Genomic DNA, 16,868 nt, shown 5'->3' on the forward strand with positions numbered 1-16,868 from the left:
CTCCGCTGGCGGGAGGCGCCGCGCAACCAGGACCTGGTGCGGCGCACGAGCCGGGACGTCACGGCCGGAGCGCTGGACGCCCTGAGCGCGCGGCTGCGCCGGCCCCTGATGGCGCTCGCGGGAGCAGGCAGTGCGCTCGTGGCCCTGACGGTGCTGTCCTCGCGCTGGCGCCACGCCTGACGTCGCTTGCCACGGCGTGCGTTCCTCGCTCATTCCTGGTTCGCGCTATGGAGCCGACGGGGTGCTCCGAATGCTTCCACGTGGGTGGTGGGTCTTTCTGCTGGTCGTGCTGTCCGGCTGTGGCGGTGTGCGGACCGTCGTGACGTTGGACATGGGAGGGTGAGCAGGCGGTGGCCCCCGGTCAGCGGACAGAGGCGTGAGACCCGGGGCCCGTGGCGACGGCCTCCACTTCCTCACCAGCTTCAGTCCCGGGCGCGGCACAGGCGGTGGAGGACACATGGCGGGAGCCCGGACAGGCGGTTGGCTGCTGGGGCTCGTGGGGGGCCTGTGCTGCGCCGTTTCCTCCTTCGCGCAAACGACGGAGGCTCCCGCCAGCGGCGCGGGAGCCTCCGAGCAGGACCTGGCCAAGGCCACCCAGAACCCCGTGGCCGACCTCATCAGCGTGCCGTTCCAGGACAACCTGGACCTGGGCATCGGCCCGTTCGACCGCGCGCGCAACACCCTCAACATCCAGCCCGTCATCCCGGTGAAGCTCACCTCGCGCTGGTCGCTCATCAACCGCGTCATCCTGCCGCTCACCTGGCAGCCGGACGTGACCGCGGACTCGGGCGGGACCTTCGGGCTGGGGGACACGTCCGCCACGTTCTTCCTCTCGCCTCGCGAGCCCGGCGCGCTCATCTGGGGCGTGGGCCCCGCGCTGCTGCTGCCCACCGCGACCGCGGACGTGCTGGGCACCGGCAAGTGGAGCGTGGGCCCCTCCGCCGTGCTCCTCCTCCAGCCGGACCCGTGGACCTTCGGCGTGCTGGCCAACAACGTCTGGTCCGTCTTCGGTGATGGCGACCGGCCGGCCGTCAACCAGCTGCTGCTCCAGTACTTCATCAACTACAACCTGCCCAAGGGCTGGTACCTCACGTCCGCGCCCATCCTCACCGCGAACTGGGAGGCGGACCGCGACCGCTGGGTCATCCCCTTCGGCGCGGGCGTGGGCAAGGTCTTCAAGCTGGGCCGCCAGCCCCTCAATGGCTCCGTGAGCGCGTACTGGAACGCCGTGCGTCCCGACGCCGCACCCGACTGGCAGCTCCGCGCCCAGCTCTCCTTCCTGTTCCCACAGAACAAACCCAAGCAGGCACCGCCGCCACCCCACTGACAGCCAGCCGCAGCGGGCCCTCCTCCCGCGCCCCCCACGCCGCGTTGTGGAGGTGCCTCTTCGTTCCCACCCTCCTGATGTCTGGGATTGCGCCGGGACAGGAGGCAGCCGTGAGGCGACGCACGTGGAAGCAACCCGCCTGGGCGCTCGCGCTGCTGGTCGCGGTCCCCCTGCAAGCGCTGGCGGCGGATCCGCTGCCGTCCTGGAACGACGGCCCGGCGAAGCAGGCCATCATCGGCTTCGTCACCCGCGCCACCACCGAGGGCGGCCCCGGCTACATCCCGCCGGAGGAGCGCATCGCCACCTTCGACAACGACGGCACGCTCTGGCAGGAGCAGCCCGTCGTGCAGGGCGCCTTCCTGCTGGAGCAGGTCAAGGCCCGCGTGAAGGAGGATGCGTCGCTCGCGAAGCGGCAGCCCTTCAAGGCCGTGCTGGAGGGCGACGTGGCCCTGCTGTCCACCATGGACGAGCCCCAGTGGATGGAGCTGTTCGCGGCCACCCAAGGCGGCAGGACGCAGGAGGAGTTCGCCCGCGAGGCCCGCGCCTTCTTCCAGACCGCCCGCCACCCGAAGCTGGGCGTGCCGTACACGCAGCTGGCCTACGCGCCCATGCTGGAGCTGCTCCAGTACCTGCGCGCCAACGGCTTCCAGACGTGGATCTCCTCGGGCGGCGGCATGGACTTCATGCGCGTCATCTCCGAGGACACCTACGGCATCCCGCCCCAGCAGGTCATCGGCAGCAGCCTCCAGGAGCGGTTCGACGAAGGCGACGGCCACCCGGTGCTGCGGCGCGAGGCCCGGCTGGACCACCTCAACGACAAGGCGGGCAAGCCGGTGGGGATCGAGCAGCACATCGGGCGGCGGCCCGTGTTCGCGGCGGGCAACGTGCGCTCGGGCGGCGACATCCCGATGCTCCAGTACACGCACGAGCAGCCGCGCCCGGGCTTCGCCCTGCTCATCAACCACGACGACGCCGACCGCGAGTTCGCCTACGCGGAGAAGAACGGCGCGTCGCTGAAGGCCGCGCGCGAGGGCGGCTGGACCGTGGTCAGCATGCGCCAGGACTGGAAGCGCATCTTCCCGGAGGAGCGGTGATGGATGTCTTGCAAACCCTCGTCGGGCTGATGATCTCCACCTTCATCGTCGCGCTCGGGCTGTCGCAGGGCCTGTCGTGGCACCTGGCGGACCTGGGGCAGGGCGTGCGGCAGCTGGCGTTCGCGCGGGGCCTGGGCGTGTGCCTCGTCGGCGTGCCGCTGCTGTCCCTCATCGTCGTGAAGGTGCTGCCCGTGCCCCCGGTCGCGGCGGGGGTCATCGCGGTGATGGCGTTCTGCCCGGGGCTGCCCATGGCGCTCAACGTCGTCTCCAAGCAGAAGGGCAACCTCCCGCTGGCCCTGGCGCTGTCCATCACCCTGTCGCTCGTCGCCGTCGTGATGATGCCGCTGTCGCTGAAGCTGCTGGGCCAGCTGCTTCCCCTGGCCATCCAGCCGCCGCCGTACCGGGTGCTCCTGTCGAAGGTCATCCTCCCGTTCCTCGTGCCCTTCGCCCTGGGCATCGGCCTCCAGAAGCTGTCGCCCGTCTGGGCGCGCCGGCTGCGCAAGCCGGTGAAGGTCTACTTCAACGTCGCCCTGACCGTGGCAGCGCTGGCGCTGCTCGCCGCCAGCTACCCGCTGCTGAAGGACCTCCGCCTCTGGGGGCTCGTCGCGATGGTGGTGGTGACGCTGGGCTCCATGGCCCTGGGACACGTGGCGGGCCGGCCCATCCCGGGGACCGCACGTCGCTGGCCATCTCCGCCGTCTTCGGCAACCCCGCGTTCGCCTTCTGCCTGGGCGGCACCACCTATCCCATGAAGAGCCTGCTGGGCGTCATGGGGCTGTACCTCCTGATCCGCACCCTGGCCATGGTGCCGTACCTGCTCTGGAACCCGCGCCACCAGGCGTCCGAGCGCGGAGGCGGGCCGCCGCCGCCGGGCAGGCGGGCCTCCGCGAACCCGTAGCCCCGTCCTGTCCGGGAGCCGATGCGCGCAACGCACCCGGGTGGGTGATGCCGCGGGGCCCGGGCGCCTCCACCCTTCCTTGCGTCCGGGAGGCCAGGCACACGCAAGGGGGGAGGGTCATGATGCGCACCGCGGCCACGGCCGGTCAGGTCCTGAGCCGGGTGCTCCCGGGCGTCGAGCAGGCGCGGACGTACGAGCGGCGCTGGCTGCGCGCGGACGTGCTGGCCGCGCTCACCGTGGGCGCGATGCTCATCCCCCAGGGGCTGGCCTACGCGCAGATCGTCGGCGTGCGCCCCGTGGCGGGGCTGTACGCGGGCGTCTTCGCGATGCTGGCCTATGCGCTGTTCGGCCCGTCGCGCCACCTGCTGCTGGGGCCGGAGGCGAGCGCGGCCATCCTCACCGCGACGGCGCTGGCCCCGGTGGTGGGGAGCGGCGGGCCGGAGCGGCTGGCGTCCCTGGCGGCGCTGCTCGCGTTGATGGTGGGCGGGGTGAGCCTGCTGGGCGGGCTGTTCCGCGCGGGGGCGCTGGCGGACTTCCTGTCGCGGCCCATCCTCATCGGCTACGTCAACGGCGCGGCGCTCATCATCATCGGCAGCCAGCTGGCCCGGATGTTCGGGCTGGAGCGCAAGTCGAACGCGTTCGCGGGGCAGCTCCACGAGGTGGCGGCGAACGTGAGCCGCACGCACGTGCCCACGCTCCTCTTGGGACTGGGCATCGCCGCGGCGCTCGTGGCCATGCGCCGCTACCTGCCGCGCTGGCCCGCGCCGCTGGTGATGGTGGCGCTCACCTCGCTGGCGGCCTGGGGCTTCCAGCTGGAGCACGGCGGCGTGAAGGTGGTGGGGTCCATCGCCGCGTCGGCGCCCGCCTTCGGCCTGCCCGCCATCCACTTCGAGGACGTGCGCGCGCTCTTGCCGGCGGCCTTCAGCCTCGCGCTGGTGAACTACGCCAGCTCCGTGCTCACGGGCCGCATCTACGCGGACCGCTTCGGCTACCGGCTGGACACCCACCAGGAGTTCTTCGGACAGGCGGCGGCCAACCTGCTCACCGGCCTCACGCAGGGCTTCCCGGTGTCGGGCAGCGACTCGCGCACGGCGGTCAACGCGTCCATGAAGGGGCGCACGCAGCTTGTCGGCGTGGGCGCGGCGGGGGTGGTGCTGGTGTTCTCGCTGTTCCTCACGCCGCTGCTCTCCCAGCTGCCCCTGGTGACGCTGGGGGCCATCGTCATCGTCGCGGCGGTGTACCTGCTGGAGGTGAAGCCCCTGCTCGTGCTGTGGCGCGTGCGGCCGGTGGAGGCGGTGCTCGCGGTGGTGACGACGCTGGGCGTGCTCTTCCTGGGCATCCTCCAGGGCATCCTCATCGCGGTGGCGCTGGCGCTGGTGGACCTCATCCGCCGCGCGGCGCACCCGCATGACGCCGTCCTGGGCGAGCGCGAGGGCATGCCCGGCTGGCACGACGTGGAGGGCCACGCGGACGCGGAGACCCTCCCCGGCCTCGTCGTCTACCGCTTCGACGCGCCCCTCTTCTTCGCCAACGCCCGCTTCCTGCGCGAACAGGTGCGCCGGTTGGTGGCGGACTCACGCCAGCCGGTGCGCTGGTTCGTGCTGGACGCCTCCTCCGTGTTCGACCTGGACATCACCGCCGCGGAGAGCCTGGACAAGGTGCATCACGAGCTCACGGAGGAAGGCATCGTCTTCGCCGTGGCCCAGGCGCGCGCGCCGATGCGCCGGGTGCTGAAGCGCTCCGGGCTGGCCGCGCGGATTGGACAGGACCTGCTCTTCCCCACGGTGGGCGCGGCCGTGCGCGCCTACCTGGAAACGCGAGACGGCGTGCGGACCTCCCCGGACGGCGAGCCCGTCCCCTCACCCCAGGTGCACTGACGCCATGACGCCAATCCAATCCAGGGCCCGAGGTGGCGCGGTGACGGGCGCGGTGCTGGGGCTGCTGATGTCCGTGACGGCGCTGGCGCAGGACGCGCACTACACCACGCGGCAGTTCGGCAACCGGGCGTGGCTGCTGGGGGGCGCCTTCGTGGGCGACCCGCGGGACATCAGCGCCGTCTATTACAACCCCGGCGCGCTCGCGCTGCTGGGCGCGCCGGAGCTGGAGCTCACCGGCAGCGTGTACGAGTACACGCACGTGAACGTGAAGGACGGGCAGGGCCAGGGAAGGGGCCTGGCCGACTCCAACGTGGACGTGCTGCCGTCGTTGATCGCGGGCTCGCTGCGCTTCGGGTTCCTGGGCAAGTCCCGGATGGCCTACTCGCTGCTCACGCGCCAGGGCTTCGAGTACAGCCTCCAGACGCGCGGCACGCGGATGGGCATGGACCTGGCCGGGGTGCGGGGCATGGACTCGCTGTCCTCGGACGTGCGCCTGGACCAGTCCGTGAGCGAGTACTGGACGGGCCTCTCCTGGGCCTACCCCGTCACGGAGCACCTGGGCCTGGGGTTGACCCCCTTCGTCGCATCCCGGCACCACGAGCTGCGCTTCCAGACGCTCGCGCAGGGCTCCGGTGCCGCCGGCCAGCAGCTGCTGGCGACCCTGGGCCGCGACCTGGAGCTCGACCACGTCCGCGTGTTGTTGAAGGTGGGGGCCAGCTACCAGCACGGCCCCTGGGCCGTGGGGCTCGCCGTGACGACGCCCAGCGTGGCCCTCTGGGGCCGGGGCTCCGCGGGGCTCGAGCGCGCCGTCCAGTCCCAGGGGTTCGACACGAACGCGCGCGCGCCCGTGTTCAACTACCAGGAGGACCTGCCGGCGGACTTCCGCAACTCCTGGGGCGCGGCGCTCGGGGCCAGCCGGAGCTTCGGCTCGACCACGGTGTACGCGTCCCTGGAGGGCTACGCGCGCGTCTCCACCGTCACGCTGCTGGACACCGAGCCCATCATGCCGCGCGACTCCCCGGAGGTCATCGACGGGGACTACGCCTTCGCGCTCAAGCCGGTGCTGAACGGGGCGCTGGGCGTCGAGCACCCGCTGGGGGAGCGGGTGCGGGCGTACCTGAGCGGGCACACGGACTTCAGCGCGTTGGACCAGACGCCGGGGACGAACGCGCTGCTCGGGGGCTGGGACCTGTACCACGTCGCCTCGGGCATCCACTTCCTCCTGGGCCGCTCGCGCTTCACGTTCGGCGGCAACCTGGCGTGGGGAAGCAAGCAGACCGACCGGTTCGCGGACACGCTCCAGCAGCTGGGCCTGACCTCCTCCATGAGCACCCAGGACGTCCGCTACTTCCAGGTGACGCTGCTGGTGGGCGCCAGCTTCTCCTTCAAGGACACGCGGGGCCCGGGCGACAAGGCCGGCGAGGAAGCGGCCCCGGACGCGGAGTCTCCGTGACCGCCACGCCCGACGCGGACCGCGTGCTGGACGAAGCGGCGGCCTCCCGCTTCCTGCTGGACCTGGCGAAGGCCCTGCACCTGGCCTACCAGCCGTCGTTGCTGGTGGAGGACCGCGTGCGCCGGGCGGCGAAGGCGTGGGGGCTGGACGTGGAGGTCTTCACGCTCCAGAGCCTGGCGTTGACGGAGGTGATGTCCCCCCGCCGCTCGCGCGTGGCCTTCGCGCGGCTGCCCTTCAACCCGCACTGGAACCTGGGCCGGGCCGCGGCGCTGCTGCGGCTGGCGGACGCCATCCCCGAAGGGCGCGTGCGGCTGCCCGAGGCCCGCGCGGAGCTGGAGCGCATCCAGGCCTCGCGCGCGCCCTACCCGGAGTGGCTCGTGTACCTGGCGTACGGCGTCTACGGCGCGGCGGTGGCGGCGCGGGTGGGCGGGGGCTGGCTGGAGCTGCTCGTGGCCTTCTTCGTGGGCGTCGTCGCGGGCGCCATCCACTTCGGCACGCTGCACTCGCAGCGGTTGGACCTCCTGAAGAGCTTCCTGGCCGCGTTCCTGGGGACGTGGGTGGCGTTGGGGTTCACGTTCCTCCTGCCGCCCTTCAACGCGGTGCGGGCGCTGTTCGGCGGGGCGACGCTGCTGGTGCCCGCGATGGTGGTGACGCTGGGCTCGCTGGAGCTGGCCATGGAGGCGGTGGAGGCGGGGCTGCCCCGGCTGACGTACGGGCTCCTGCGCTTCCTGATGCTGGGCGTGGGCTTCGCGGCGGCGGGGACGCTGTGGGGCTTCTTCTGGGCGCTGCCGCCGCACTTCGAGCCGCACGCGCTGCCACCGCTCCTGACGTTGCTCCTGGTCGCGGTGGGGGGCGTGGCGCTGTCGGTGTGCATGTCGGGGCGGCCGCGCGACGTGGCGTGGATTGTCGTCGGGGTGCTGACGGCCTACGGGGCGCAGGCGGCGACGAAGGTGCTGTTCGGGGACCCGGGCAGCCCGCTGGTGGCCGCGTTCGTGCTGGGGGTGGTGGGGCTGCTCTACGGGCGCGGGAAGCAGCGGATGTCCATGACGGTCATCATGCCGGGCATGTTGCAACTGGCGCCGGGCTTCATCGGCACGGAGGCCATCCTCTCGCTGCTCGGCGCGGGCCGCGCGGGCGTGGAGGACGCCCGGCTGTTCAACGTGCTGCTGGTGGCGCTGCAGCTGGTGCTGGGGGTGGTGTTCGCCACGGTGGTGGTGCCGCCGCGCATCTCCGGGGAGCGCGACGCCCGCCGTGCGTAGCGGCTACGGGCGCACGATGCAGCGGAAGCCGATGTGGCTGGCGCCGCTGTCCACGGCCTGGGGCGAGCGCGCCGCGGGCCGGTAGCGGCGGCAGTAGTTGGGCGCGCACAGGTGGCTGCCGCCCTTGAGGACGCGGCGTGGGAGGGTGACGGCGGGCGTGGAGGGGTCCTGGCTGCCCTGGGCCGTGACGGGGCCGCGCGGGTTGACGGGGATGCAGCACGCCTTGCCTTTGTTTCCCTGGTGGCGCTCCTGGTACCAGTCGGTGGTCCATTCCCAGACGTTGCCGGCCATCTCATGGAGGCCATAGCCATTGGGAGGAAAGGCGCCGACGGGGCAGGTGCCCTCGTGGCCGTCCTCGCGGAGGTTCTGCCACGGGAAGTAGCCCTGCCAGGTGTTGGCCAGGTGTTCGCCGTTGGGGGTGAAGTCATTGCCCCAGCAGAACTCGTTGCGGTCCAGGCCGCCGCGCGCGGCGCGCTCCCATTCCGCCTCGGTGGGGAGGGCCTTGCCGGCCCAGGTGGCATAGGCCTCCGCGTCCTCGAAGGCGATGTGGACGACGGGGTGGTCGCGGCGGTGCTTCACGGAGGAGCGGCGCCCTTCGGGGTGTTTCCAGCAGGCGTCGGGGACGTAGCTCCACCAGTTGGCCACGTTGCCCAGGTCCACGGGGCCCCGGGCCTTCTGGAACACGAGCGAGCCGGGGACGAGCGACTCCGGCGTGGCGCCGGGGTAGTCCGCGGGATTGAGCGGGCGCTGGGCGACGGTGACGTAGCCGGTGGCCTCGACGAAGCGGGCGAACTGTTCGTTCGTCACGGTGAAGCGGTCCATCCAGAAGCCGGAGACGGTGACCTGATGCGCGGGGGCCTCTTCGGGATAGTGATGGTCGGAGCCCATCCAGTACGTGCCGCCGGGAACCCACACCATGTCCGGGAACGGAGCGCGGCCCGGGCGCGCGGCGGTGTCGGTGGGCTCCACGTCGGGCGTGGCGTCGCGGCTGTCGTTGCGGTGCATGGCGGGAAGTCCTCCAACGGAGAACATCCGGCCCGGCGCCCCGAATGACACTCGCACCGGGGGCCGGGTAGGGTGTCAGCACGTCGACGTGCGGATTGGAGCCTGGATGGCCAGAAGCGCCCGAAGAGTGATTGGCGCGTGGGTCCTGCTCTCCGCGGCTGTTTCTGGCGGGTGCTCTCATGCCCAGAAGCCGGAGCGGAGTGTCTACCTCATCGCGGAAGATGCAGGGGGCGTCGGCGGCGCTGGCGGACGCGACTGTGACGCCGAGCATGTCGCGTGCTTCGATCGATGCTGGAACTCGGCGCCGCCGCTGACAAGCATCAAGTGGGGCTCCGGCAAGCACCATGAGTACTGCACGGAGGAGTGCCGCGCCCGCTACATGGATTGCATCGAGGACCTGGAGCGGGCGGCAGGGAAGGGCGGCGTCTCGGAGCTTCGGTTCTCGGACCTGGAGGGGGCGCTGGACTGGTTGAGGTCGCACCGCTCGGAGCTGGCGCTGGGAACTGTCGTCATCATCGCGGGCGTGGCGTTCGTCGTCGCCACTGGCGGCTCAGGGGCGTTGATTCTCGCCCCGCTTGCGCTCTAGTGACCGCGGACAGGACGAGGCCATGACCGCTTCCAAAGAGTTCGAAATGGAGTCGACGCTGAGAATCCTGGAGGCCGTGAGCAAGAGCTACCCGCCCGGTTCCAGGGAAGAGGCCGCGGTCCAACTCGCGGCTGTCTCCTTGCTCTATCTCCGCCGGCTCAAGAAGCTTGACGGATTTCTTGAGTACCATCGGGAGTTCTCCGACCCATCGGCGCAGGTCCCCATCGCGAGAGAGTTCGCGACCCAGGCGGATGCGGATTCGTGGCTGGCCAGTGGAGAGGCCGTCGATGGTGCGCTCGTCAGGATTGACGGCCAGGGCTTCCAGGTCATCCGGTTGCCCAGGGGCCTGAAGTTCCTCAGGACGCCCCTTCCGGAAGAACTGGGGCCTCCTGAGCCGAAGTAGCGGGTCGGGACCCACCGCCACCGCCGTCGATGTTCCCTCCGACGGTGGCGGTGGCGTGGGCTACGTATGGGATTGCTGGAAGCGGTGGATGAACTGCTCCACCTCGTTGGCCAGGGACAGGACCTGGTCGCTGACGCTGGGCTCCTCCTTCTGCTTCCTCGCCTCCGCCATCTTCTGTTTCACGCGCTCCTTCATCGGCCCGATGCTCAGGCTGCCCGGGGCCTGGCTGGGCAGGAACTCGATGAGGCTCTCCGCGAACTGCTTCACCAGCATCTGCGCGGGAACGAACGTGAACATGCGCTCGCCGTACCACTGCGTGTAGAGGCCGGAGTGCGTCGCGTACTCGAACGGGTCCGAGCGCAGGTTGATGAGGTAGGGCCACGCCGGGTTGAAGCGCTTGCCGCTGAACCACATGTCCGGGCCTTCACCGTCCTGGTAGCTGAAGATGATCTTCCAGTCCTTGTACCGGACCGCCGCGAGGTTGCCGCTGTCCAGCACGTAGATGAACTCGTGCCGGCGCCCCTCCTCCGTGCCCGCCAGCAGCCCCCGCTGGTCGTACCCGTCCAGGTGGACCTTGAAGGTCTTGTCCCCCACCTTGTAGCCCTGCTTGCACTTCTCCACGAGGTCCGGAGGGCCGCCCGCGGCCGCCACCAGCGTGGGCATCCAGTCCTCGTGCGCGAAGATGTCGTTGATGACGCGCCCCGGCTCCACCACGCCCGGCCAGCGCACCGCGCACGGCACCCGCACGCCGCCCTCCCACGTCGACCCCTTCTCCCCGCGGAACGGGCTGTTGCCGCCGTCCGGCCAGCCCATCTTCTCCACGCCGTTGTCCGTGGAGAACACCACCACGGTGTTGTCCGCGATGCCCAGCTCGTCCAGCTTGGCCAGCATCGCCCCGACGATGTCGTCCAGCTCCCGCATCGCGTCCGCGTAGAGGCCGTAGCCCGTGACGTTGCGGTACTTCTCCTGGAGGTACGTGAAGACGTGGGTGCGCGTGGTGTTGTGCCAGAGGAAGAATGGCTTGCCGTCCTTCACCGCGCGCTCCATGAAGTCCAGCGCCCCCTTCAGGAACTCGCCGTCCACCGTCTCCATGCGCTTCTTGGTGAGCGGACCGGTGTCCTCGATGCGCTGCCTGCCCACGACGCCCCAGCGCGGGTCCTCGGTGACGTCCTGGCGGTCCGTGGCCCAGCTGTGCAGCACGCCGCGAGGCCCGAAGCGCGCCTTGAAGGCCGGATCCTTCGGGTAGTCGGGGCACTCCGGCTCGCACTCCGCGTTCAGGTGGTAGAGGTTGCCGAAGAACTCGTCGAAGCCGTGGTTCGTGGGCAGGTAGGGATTGGAGTCGCCCAGGTGGTTCTTGCCGAACTGGCCGCAGGTGTAGCCCAGCGGCTTGAGCATCTCCGCGAGGGTGGGGTCGGAGTCCTGCAGGCCGTACTTCGCGCCCGGCATGCCAATGGTGGTGAGCCCCGTGCGCAGCGGGTTCATGCCCGTGATGAACGCCGCGCGGCCCGCGGTGCAGCTCTGCTGGCCGTAGCAGTCCGTCATCAGCGCGCCTTCCTTCGCGATGCGGTCGATGTTGGGCGTGCGGTAGCCCATCATCCCCTGGTTGTAGGCGCTGATGTTCCAGAGGCCGATGTCATCTCCCCAGATGACCAGGATGTTGGGCTGCTTCGCCTGCTTGCCATTGCCATGTCCGTTGCCCGAGGGCTTCGCCTTGCTTGCCATTCGCCACCTCCTGGGCACGAGGTGCCCACGGGGGGCCGGTCCGGGCATCGTTCCCGCGGCCGGGGGCGGGCGGGGGGGGCGGAAGGCAGGTCCGGCCTCCCGCGTCGGGTGGGCCACGAGGTGTGGCTCCGTGCGGAGCCCCGGCGCGCTTCGTCTCCCATGCGCACCAGATGGCCACCCGGCCCGACACGGGCATCGTCCTCCGGGCAGGGGCCTCCGGGCGGACATGCGTTTCAGATGACGCTGGTCATGCCTGCCGGAGTGCCGCGAGGCTGCCGGGCATGATCACCGTCAGTGCTTTCAAGTGGGTGCCGCCGTTCGCGCAGGGCCTGGTGCGAGACCTCCGGGTGCGGTGGGCGCTGGAGGAGGCGGGCCTGCCGTATCAGGCGAGGCTCATCGATGGCGACGTCCAGCGGTCGGCCGACTACCGCATGCAGCAGCCCTTCGGGCAGGTGCCCGTGTTCGAGGAGGACGGCCTGTCCCTCTTCGAGTCGGGCGCCATCCTGGTGCACCTCGCGTTGAAGAGCGACGTGCTCCTCCCCACGGACGAGTCGGGCCGGGCGCGGGCGCGCTCGTGGTTGTTCGCGGCGCTGAACTCGCTGGAGATTTACCTCCAGCAGCTCGCGGAGATCGACCTCTTCGTCCCGGACGCCGAGTGGGCGAAGCTCCACCGGCCCGACGTGGTGAAGCGCATCCACCAGCGCCTGGGCGAACTGGCCACGTGGCTGGGAGACCGCCCGTACCTGGAGGATCGCTTCACCGTGGGCGACCTGATGATGACCACGGTGCTGCGCATCCTGCGGCACACCGACGTGCTCGACGCCCATCCCACGCTCCAGGCCTACAAGGAACGCTGCGAGGCACGGCCCGCGTTCCAGCGCGCGCTGGCCGCGCAGATGAGCGCGTTCCAGGACTCGAGGCCGCGCGGGTCCTGAGGTCTGGGCGGTCTTTAGCTGTATTTCTTGTCAGACCGGTATTCTAGGGTGGAGGGCTGGCGGAGTCACCGGGCGCCGTGCCCGGTGACTGCGTCGAGGACGTTCCCTTCCACACCGGGAGAACCGGATGTCTCCTTCACGTCTCGCATCCCGCCTGACGGGCGCGCTCGTCGGGCTCACGCTGTGCACCACCGCCTTCGCCGCATCTCAGGAGCCGCTGCCCCGCGTCGCCGCCGACAAGCGCCTCCAGAAGGCGCTGCCGTCGGGCACGCCCGTGGAGCGCCTGGTGGTGAAGTTCCACGAGGGCAGCCGCGTGCGCCTGCGGGGCAATGCGCTGCGCGTGCTCGCGGCGGAGCGCTCCGGGGCCGAGCGCTCGCTGCTCGCCGGGCGGGGGCTCTCCGAGGCCCGGCTCGACGGTGACGTGAAGGCCGCGCAGGCCCTGCTGGAGCGCGCGCCCCGGGCCTCCTCCCTCCGCCGCCTCTTCACCGACGACGAGGCCTCGCTGGAGGCCCGCAAGGTGCTGGGCGAGTCCGAGAGCGGCCGCCAGCTGGCGGACCTCGACCTGTACTACGCGGTGCCGCTCGTGCCGGGCACCACCGCGGAGCGCGTGGCGGAGCTCGTCGCCGCGCTCAACGCGCTGGACAGCGTGGAGGTGGCGTACGCGGAGCCTCCCGCGGAGCCGGCCATGGTGAACTTCGGCATGGAGCCCGCGCTGCGCAGCCTGCTCGCCGCCGCGGACATCGCCCCCACGACGCCGCTGTACGAGGGCAACCAGGGCTACCTCAACGCGGCCCCCAGCGGCGTGGACGCGCGCTATGCCTGGGGCGTGGCCGGTGGCAACGGCGCGGGCATCCGCTTCGTGGACATCGAGGGCGGCTGGCGCACCACGCACGAGGACATGCCGGGCCTCTTCACCCAGCTGGGCGCGCAGTACAACGACCTGGGCTGGCGCAACCACGGCACCGCGGTGCTGGGTGAAATCGCGGGCACGGCCAACGGCTACGGCGTGACGGGCATCGCGCACGGCGCGACGGTGGGCGTGTCGGCGGCCTCGCAGGGCACCGCCGCCGCCATCGCCAACGCGGCGTCGGCGGTGGGACGCGGCGGCGTCATCCTGATTGAACTGCACGCGCAGGGGCCGGCGGACAGCACGCCCTGTACCTGCAACCAGGGCCAGTGCAACTACATCGCGATGGAGTACTGGCAGGCCAACTACGACGCCATCGCCACGGCCACCGCCAACGGCGTCACCGTGGTGGAGGCGGCGGGCAACGGCAGCGCCAACCTGGACGAGGCCGCGTACGGCGGCGTCTTCAACCGCGGCGTGCGCGACTCGGGCGCCATCGTGGTGGGCGCGAGCACCGCCACCACGCGCGTCCCCATGTGCTGGACGAACTTCGGCTCGCGCGTGGACGTGCACGGCTGGGGTGAGCGCGTGGCGTCCATGGGCTACGGCGACCTGTTCGGCTCCGCCTACGGCGAGGACCAGTACTACACGGGCTCCTTCAGCGGCACGTCCAGCGCGTCGCCCATCGTCACCGGCTCGGCGCTGAGCCTCCAGGGCGTGGCGCGTGCGCGCGGCACGGGCGCGCTCGACCCGCGCTACGTGCGCGGCCTGCTGGCCAGCACGGGCACGGCGCAGGCGGCGGATGCGCGCAACATCGGCCGGCTGCCCAACCTGCGCCAGGCCATCCAGAGCATGCCGGACATCACCTGGTCCTCGGCGGGCCCCATCGCCGGCCGATACTGCACCCAGGTGCATGAGGGGGCGGACCCGGACACGTGGAACGACAACTTCCTGTGCTCCACGGTGAACCAGGGCTTCGCGTGGAGCAGCGCGGGCCCCATCGCCGGCATGCGCTGCACGCAGGTCTACGAGGACTCCGAGCCCGCTTCCCACACGTGGAACGACAACTACCTCTGCGTGCCCACCAGCAGCCCGCTGCAGCTGTCGTGGTCGCAGTCGGGCCCCATCCCGGGCAAGCTGTGCACGCTCATCCACGAGGCCTCGGACCCCCACGCCTGGAACGACAACTACCTCTGTTACTGATGGATGTTGGAAGTTCGGACACGCCGTGCGTGACGCGGCGTGTTCACCGGGCCATGGCGGGCGTTATCCTGCGCTTCCAGTTCCTCCAGACCCTCAGGAGCGCCCTCATGCCCCGCGGAATCTCCAAGTTCAGCTCAGGCCCGTCGCTTCCGGTGAAGCGCAAGCACGACGAGCTCACCTCTTCCCTCCGCAAGCCGGAGGTGGAGGGGCCGCCGCTGAAGAAGCAGCGGACCCAGGGGCCCAACACCGTGCAGCAGCCGCCGGTCCAGAAGCCGCCCACGGACCCGTCGATGCATGCCGTCTACGACAAGATGGCGCACGAGGAGATGCTGAAGAACCCGAAGTACGCGGCGCTGGTGGACGACGCGGCGAAGGCGTCCGATGGCAAGCCCGTCAACGTCGTCACCAAGGACCAGGTCCATGGCGGCATGTTCTACAAGAAGGACAACCAGATCGGCCTGCGGCCGGACCTCACGGGCCCCAAGCGCGCCAGCGTCATGGCCTTCGAGGCCACCAACGCCGCGCAGCAGAAGAAGTTCAGCAAGGTCACGAGCGACGCCTTCCAGAACGAGCTCAACGCCGTGCTGGGCAAGTCGGCCTTCGGCGGGGACCTGAACGCCCGGCGCGAGAACTTCGCCAAGAGCATGGAGCGCATCGAGTACGACGGCATCAAGCGCCACCATGACGTGATGAAGCACGGCATCGACACCCAGGGCTGGCCCAAGGAGATGGACCGCTTCGGCAAGCGCCTGGAGGGCGCGGACCCCAGCTTCGACAGCTACTGGGCGCGCCAGAACGTCGCGGACCCGAAGACGGGCAAGAGCCACTCGGACGTCTACCGCGCCCAGTTCGACAACATCCACGCCGCCGCGACGAAGGTCGTGGCGGAGAGCAAGGCGAAGCAGGGCATCAAGTAGCCCCCCTGGTTCCGCGCGCCGCTTCGCGCTAGGGAAGGAGGCCATGTCCTCCGCCCTCCAGACCCGTCCCCGGAGCGAGCTCGCCTCCGGGCGCCTCGGCCAGTCCCGCTACATGATCCGCCGCAAGTTCTTCAAGCTGTTCGGCGGCGCGTTCCACATCTACGACGAGGCGGGCAACGTCGCCTTCTACTCGAAGATGAAGGCCTTCAAGCTGAAGGAGGACCTGCGCATCTACAGCGGCGAGGACATGCAGGAGGAGCTCATCACCATCCAGGCGCGCAGCATCCTGGACTTCGGCGCCACCTACGACGTCACCGACGCGGCCACGGGCGAGCGGGTGGGCGCGCTGCGCCGCAAGGCCCTGAGCTCCATGCTGCGCGACACGTGGCTGGTGCTGGACGTGGACGGCCAGGAGGTGGGACGGATTGAAGAGGACAGCATGCTGCTGGCGCTCGTACGGCGCTTCCTCACCAACCTCATCCCGCAGACCTTCACCGGCACCCTGGGCGGCGCGCAGGTGTTCAGCTTCCGGCAGCACTTCAACCCGTTCATCCAGAAGATCGACCTCGACTTCTCCATGGACACGCAGCGCCAGCTGGACCGGCGCCTGGGCATCGCCGCGGCGGTGCTCCTGTGCGCCATCGAAGGCCGCCAGTCCGGAGGCTGAAGTCCATCTGCGCGGGCGCTCCGCCTCGAGGGCGGGCGCGCGGAGCCTCATGGGCCCGAGTGGGCACGAAGGGCTGTCGCCGCTCATGAAGCGGGGGGTTCTGGCGTGTGGGCCATGGAGGCGTCAGAGCCGCACCGCCCACCGTCCTCGTGGTGGGGGTGGGCCCCCGGGGGCCATGAGGCGGCCCGCTCGCCTTGCGCTTCTCCTCGCGCAAGCGGCTCCTCTTCCTGAGACGAAGCGCTCCCACCCGCTCGACAGTCGGACATGTTTCCCGGGGCCGCGCCCGTCACGTCCACAGGGGCGCACGCACCCTGCGGCTCGCTGGGAGTGAGGCCTGGGGCGGCTGGAATCCGCGGCGTCCCGCGGTCCGGCTCCACGGGAAGGGCTCCCTCGTGGAGGCGGGGGGCAATGCCGAGCGCTCCCGTTGCCCCGGCGGCTGGCGCGAGGGGGTCAGGGCCACGCTCCTCCACGCAGGGGCCCGCGGCGGGCGCATCGTCCTGCGCGGAGGCTGAAGCGGGGGCGTCAGGGAGGCACTCCGGGGGGCACTCGGCCTCGGGGGATTCCTGTTCCTGGGGGACGGGGGCGAAGTGGTCCAGCACGCGCTCATCGCACGCCTTGAGCGTAACCGTCCGGCCAACGACGTGCCGTGAGGGATTGCCGACGTAGCGGCGCGCG

At 70.8% G+C, this 16,868-nt stretch carries 15 protein-coding genes and 1 pseudogene; 14 read left to right on the forward strand and 2 right to left on the reverse strand.

Translation table 11 applies throughout. The features are described from left to right. The 8 genes and pseudogenes from ACLEQD_RS17655 to ACLEQD_RS17690 all read left to right on the forward strand — a co-directional run. Window positions 1-180 (forward strand): annotated as a pseudogene (locus ACLEQD_RS17655) (hypothetical protein); the annotation flags it as partial. A gap of 277 nt (window positions 181-457) precedes the next feature. Next, a complete protein-coding gene (locus ACLEQD_RS17660; protein WP_410385460.1) occupies window positions 458-1,327 on the forward strand; it encodes a neuromedin U in 870 nt (289 codons plus the stop codon). 110 nt (window positions 1,328-1,437) lie between these two features. Continuing rightward, the gene (locus ACLEQD_RS17665; protein ID WP_410385462.1) at window positions 1,438-2,421 is read left to right on the forward strand and encodes an HAD family hydrolase; all 984 of its coding nucleotides are present in this window, start codon (window positions 1,438-1,440) and stop codon (window positions 2,419-2,421) included. Then, window positions 2,421-3,173 (forward strand): bile acid:sodium symporter, encoded by a 753-nt coding sequence (locus ACLEQD_RS17670; protein WP_410385464.1) that lies wholly within the window; start codon window positions 2,421-2,423, stop codon window positions 3,171-3,173. Before ACLEQD_RS17665 ends, ACLEQD_RS17670 begins: the two co-directional genes overlap by 1 nt. Further along, complete coding sequence (locus ACLEQD_RS17675; RefSeq protein ID WP_410385466.1) at window positions 3,170-3,319, forward strand: hypothetical protein; 150 nt, start codon at window positions 3,170-3,172, stop codon at window positions 3,317-3,319. The genes ACLEQD_RS17670 and ACLEQD_RS17675 overlap by 4 nt, the downstream gene beginning before the upstream one ends. A 119-nt stretch (window positions 3,320-3,438) precedes the next feature. Then, window positions 3,439-5,196, forward strand: a complete 1,758-nt coding sequence (locus tag ACLEQD_RS17680) for a SulP family inorganic anion transporter (RefSeq protein WP_410385468.1) — start codon at window positions 3,439-3,441, stop codon at window positions 5,194-5,196. Window positions 5,197-5,200: 4 nt separating this feature from the next. Then, entirely contained in the window at window positions 5,201-6,649 is a 1,449-nt protein-coding gene (locus ACLEQD_RS17685; RefSeq protein WP_410385470.1) for a hypothetical protein, read from the forward strand. Continuing rightward, complete coding sequence (locus ACLEQD_RS17690; protein ID WP_410385472.1) at window positions 6,646-7,908, forward strand: threonine/serine exporter ThrE family protein; 1,263 nt, start codon at window positions 6,646-6,648, stop codon at window positions 7,906-7,908. The genes ACLEQD_RS17685 and ACLEQD_RS17690 overlap by 4 nt, the downstream gene beginning before the upstream one ends. Window positions 7,909-7,911: 3 nt before the next feature. Here ACLEQD_RS17690 and ACLEQD_RS17695 read toward each other — a convergent pair whose 3' ends face one another. Next, complete coding sequence (locus ACLEQD_RS17695; protein WP_410385474.1) at window positions 7,912-8,913, reverse strand: formylglycine-generating enzyme family protein; 1,002 nt, start codon at window positions 8,911-8,913, stop codon at window positions 7,912-7,914. Between the two features lie 106 nt (window positions 8,914-9,019). Here ACLEQD_RS17695 and ACLEQD_RS17700 point away from each other — a divergent pair, with 106 nt between their 5' ends. After that, entirely contained in the window at window positions 9,020-9,499 is a 480-nt protein-coding gene (locus tag ACLEQD_RS17700) for a hypothetical protein (RefSeq protein ID WP_410385476.1), read from the forward strand. Window positions 9,500-9,521: 22 nt separating this feature from the next. Further along, window positions 9,522-9,902: a hypothetical protein gene (locus tag ACLEQD_RS17705; RefSeq protein WP_410385478.1), complete on the forward strand. Its 381-nt coding sequence runs from the start codon at window positions 9,522-9,524 to the stop codon at window positions 9,900-9,902. A gap of 60 nt (window positions 9,903-9,962) precedes the next feature. Here the strand turns inward: ACLEQD_RS17705 and ACLEQD_RS17710 are convergent, their stop codons facing one another. Beyond that, window positions 9,963-11,624: an arylsulfatase gene (locus ACLEQD_RS17710; RefSeq protein WP_410385480.1), complete on the reverse strand. Its 1,662-nt coding sequence runs from the start codon at window positions 11,622-11,624 to the stop codon at window positions 9,963-9,965. A 281-nt stretch (window positions 11,625-11,905) separates the two neighbouring features. On the opposite strand from ACLEQD_RS17710, the gene ACLEQD_RS17715 reads away from it, so the two are divergent. The 4 genes from ACLEQD_RS17715 to ACLEQD_RS17730 all read left to right on the forward strand — a co-directional run bounded on the left by ACLEQD_RS17715 (window position 11,906) and on the right by ACLEQD_RS17730 (window position 16,193). Beyond that, entirely contained in the window at window positions 11,906-12,559 is a 654-nt protein-coding gene (locus ACLEQD_RS17715) for a glutathione S-transferase family protein (RefSeq protein ID WP_410385482.1), read from the forward strand. Window positions 12,560-12,686: 127 nt separating this feature from the next. After that, on the forward strand, window positions 12,687-14,609 hold the full coding sequence (locus ACLEQD_RS17720; RefSeq protein ID WP_410385483.1) for a S8 family peptidase: 1,923 nt from the start codon (window positions 12,687-12,689) through the stop codon (window positions 14,607-14,609). Between the two features lie 107 nt (window positions 14,610-14,716). Beyond that, the gene (locus ACLEQD_RS17725) at window positions 14,717-15,526 is read left to right on the forward strand and encodes a hypothetical protein (protein ID WP_410385485.1); all 810 of its coding nucleotides are present in this window, start codon (window positions 14,717-14,719) and stop codon (window positions 15,524-15,526) included. Between the two features lie 43 nt (window positions 15,527-15,569). Continuing rightward, window positions 15,570-16,193 (forward strand): hypothetical protein, encoded by a 624-nt coding sequence (locus ACLEQD_RS17730; protein WP_171421454.1) that lies wholly within the window; start codon window positions 15,570-15,572, stop codon window positions 16,191-16,193. Window positions 16,194-16,868 lie beyond the last annotated feature (675 nt).

Source organism: Corallococcus sp. 4LFB, assembly GCF_046520365.1.
Taxonomy (GTDB): Bacteria; Myxococcota; Myxococcia; order Myxococcales; family Myxococcaceae; genus Corallococcus; species Corallococcus caeni.

What these genes read in the sequence shown, in the direction of transcription:
- ACLEQD_RS17730 (WP_171421454.1), top strand. Translation starts at nt 15,570, where the DNA reads ATGTCCTCCGCCCTCCAGACCCGTCCCCGGAGCGAGCTCGCCTCCGGG.
- ACLEQD_RS17675 (WP_410385466.1), top strand. Translation starts at nt 3,170, where the DNA reads ATGAAGAGCCTGCTGGGCGTCATGGGGCTGTACCTCCTGATCCGCACC.
- ACLEQD_RS17680 (WP_410385468.1), top strand. Translation starts at nt 3,439, where the DNA reads ATGATGCGCACCGCGGCCACGGCCGGTCAGGTCCTGAGCCGGGTGCTC.
- ACLEQD_RS17695 (WP_410385474.1), bottom strand. Translation starts at nt 8,913, where the DNA reads ATGCACCGCAACGACAGCCGCGACGCCACGCCCGACGTGGAGCCCACC.
- ACLEQD_RS17685 (WP_410385470.1), top strand. Translation starts at nt 5,201, where the DNA reads ATGACGCCAATCCAATCCAGGGCCCGAGGTGGCGCGGTGACGGGCGCG.
- ACLEQD_RS17725 (WP_410385485.1), top strand. Translation starts at nt 14,717, where the DNA reads ATGCCCCGCGGAATCTCCAAGTTCAGCTCAGGCCCGTCGCTTCCGGTG.
- ACLEQD_RS17660 (WP_410385460.1), top strand. Translation starts at nt 458, where the DNA reads ATGGCGGGAGCCCGGACAGGCGGTTGGCTGCTGGGGCTCGTGGGGGGC.
- ACLEQD_RS17715 (WP_410385482.1), top strand. Translation starts at nt 11,906, where the DNA reads ATGATCACCGTCAGTGCTTTCAAGTGGGTGCCGCCGTTCGCGCAGGGC.
- ACLEQD_RS17670 (WP_410385464.1), top strand. Translation starts at nt 2,421, where the DNA reads ATGGATGTCTTGCAAACCCTCGTCGGGCTGATGATCTCCACCTTCATC.
- ACLEQD_RS17705 (WP_410385478.1), top strand. Translation starts at nt 9,522, where the DNA reads ATGACCGCTTCCAAAGAGTTCGAAATGGAGTCGACGCTGAGAATCCTG.
- ACLEQD_RS17720 (WP_410385483.1), top strand. Translation starts at nt 12,687, where the DNA reads ATGTCTCCTTCACGTCTCGCATCCCGCCTGACGGGCGCGCTCGTCGGG.
- ACLEQD_RS17710 (WP_410385480.1), bottom strand. Translation starts at nt 11,624, where the DNA reads ATGGCAAGCAAGGCGAAGCCCTCGGGCAACGGACATGGCAATGGCAAG.
- ACLEQD_RS17700 (WP_410385476.1), top strand. Translation starts at nt 9,020, where the DNA reads ATGGCCAGAAGCGCCCGAAGAGTGATTGGCGCGTGGGTCCTGCTCTCC.